This window comes from Aeromonas sp. R3-1 (genome assembly GCF_040908345.1).
In the GTDB taxonomy this organism is placed as follows: Bacteria; Pseudomonadota; Gammaproteobacteria; order Enterobacterales; family Aeromonadaceae; genus Aeromonas; species Aeromonas veronii.
Map to the genome: position 1 here is coordinate 1 of NZ_JBFODN010000125.1, position 1,688 is coordinate 1,688.

The 1,688-nt window shown below is 56.0% G+C and carries 3 protein-coding genes; all 3 read left to right on the forward strand.

All coding sequences use genetic code 11. The annotated features are described in order from the left end of the window. The coding region (locus tag AB5Y85_RS07535; protein WP_368221306.1) for a hypothetical protein at nt 1–220 on the forward strand (220 nt) is incomplete at its 5' end. A gap of 68 nt (nt 221–288) precedes the next feature. Next, nucleotides 289–627, forward strand: coding sequence for a DUF3302 domain-containing protein (locus AB5Y85_RS07540; RefSeq protein ID WP_005337862.1), 339 nt, complete (start codon nt 289–291; stop codon nt 625–627). 3 nt (nt 628–630) lie between these two features. After that, a complete protein-coding gene (locus AB5Y85_RS07545) occupies nt 631–1,668 on the forward strand; it encodes an HlyD family secretion protein (RefSeq protein ID WP_064336863.1) in 1,038 nt (345 codons plus the stop codon). The last annotated feature ends 20 nt before the right edge of the window (nt 1,669–1,688 follow it).

The following is a 1,688-nucleotide window of genomic DNA, read 5'->3' on the forward strand; positions in this document are numbered from 1 at the left end:
CCATTACCGTGGCCTTCCTGATGAAGTTCCGCCAGCCGCTGGTCAGCAGTACCAGCGAAGGGTAAAAACAGCAAAAAATGCAGCGAAAGCAGCACAAAAAAGGCGCCTGATGGCGCCTTTTTTAATGACAAAAAGACTAATAATGCAACTGTTGAATGGCTTCAGCTTCAATACAGCGAATAGCTTTAAGATTCCGGGCGAACTGACGATAAATGTGTGATTCTTAATTGCTTTCGTGCTTGTTGGAACCAATGATTAAGCTGTGCGTCATGCCAGTGGAGGTTATAAATGGCCCTTGATTACTTTGCACTTGGTCTGCTCGTCTTTGTCGGGCTGGTCATTTTTTATGGAGTCATCGTTATCCACGATATTCCTTACGAGATTGCCAAACATCGGAATCACCCTCATCAGGATGCCATTCACGTGGCAGGCTGGGTCAGCCTGTTTACCCTGCATGTGCTGTGGCCCTTCCTCTGGATCTGGGCAACCATCTATCGCCCCGATCGCGGCTGGGGCTTTAGCCAGCGGCTGCAAAAAGATGAAGAGGAGCTGGCGGCCCTCAAGCAGGAGTTGGCGGATCTGAAGAGCCGTATCAACACTATCGAACAGAGTGAGCAACAGGGATAAACCATGGACCTGCTACTGATCCTGACCTACACGGCGCTGTGTGTCGCCATATTCAAAATTTTCCGCATCCCGCTCAACAAGTGGACCGTCCCCACCGCAGCACTGGGTGGCGTGCTGCTCATCGGCACCCTGATCATGCTGATGAACTACAACCACCCCTACTCCGAGATGGCGCGCAACTACTACGTCTCTACCCCCATAGTGCCGCTGGTCAAGGGCCGGGTCGTTGAGGTGCCGGTACAAGCCAACCAGCCGGTGAAAAAAGGCGACGTGCTGTTTCGCCTTGATGACGAGCCGTTCCGCCTGAAAGTGGATAGCCTCACCGCCCGAGTCGAATCCAACCGCGAGCACCTCAAGTCCATCGAGGCGAGACTGCGCTCCGCCAGGCTTGATCGGGATCGCGCCAGCGACCTGATGCGTCGTGGCGTGGGCAAGCAGCGTGACCTCGACGTCACCCAGGCCAACGTGGACGACATCGTGGCCCAGATTGACCAGCAGAAAGCCACCCTGAACGATCTGCAAGCCCAGCTTATGGAAGCCAAGTACCAGCAGTCCCAAACCGTGGTCTATGCCCCGAGCGATGGTCATGTAGTGCAGTTGGCCCTGCGCCCCGGCATGATCGCCACCCCCTTCATGTATCGTCCGGTGATGACCTTCATCCACAAGGATGACACCGCCTACGTCGGCTGGTTCTGGCAGAACAGCATGCAGCGACTGGCGGTGGGCGATGAGGCCGAAGTGGTGATCGATGGCGTACCCGGCAAGATCTTCAAAGGCAAGGTAACCGCCGTGGTTCCGGCCATTGCCGCCGGTAACGTGCAGGCCAACGCCGGTCTGCTGGATCAAACCACTGCGGTGCGCCCGGGTCGTCTGCCGGTGGTTATCTCCATCACCGACCCCGAGTGGGCCAAGTATCAGGTAATAGCAGGCTCCAGCGGGCAGGCTGCCATCTATACCCACTACTTCCACCATGTATCTGTGATGCGCAAAGTACTGCTGCGCATGGCAAGCTGGATGAACTACATCTTCCCGTTCCATTGATCAGCACCCAAGCACCCTGC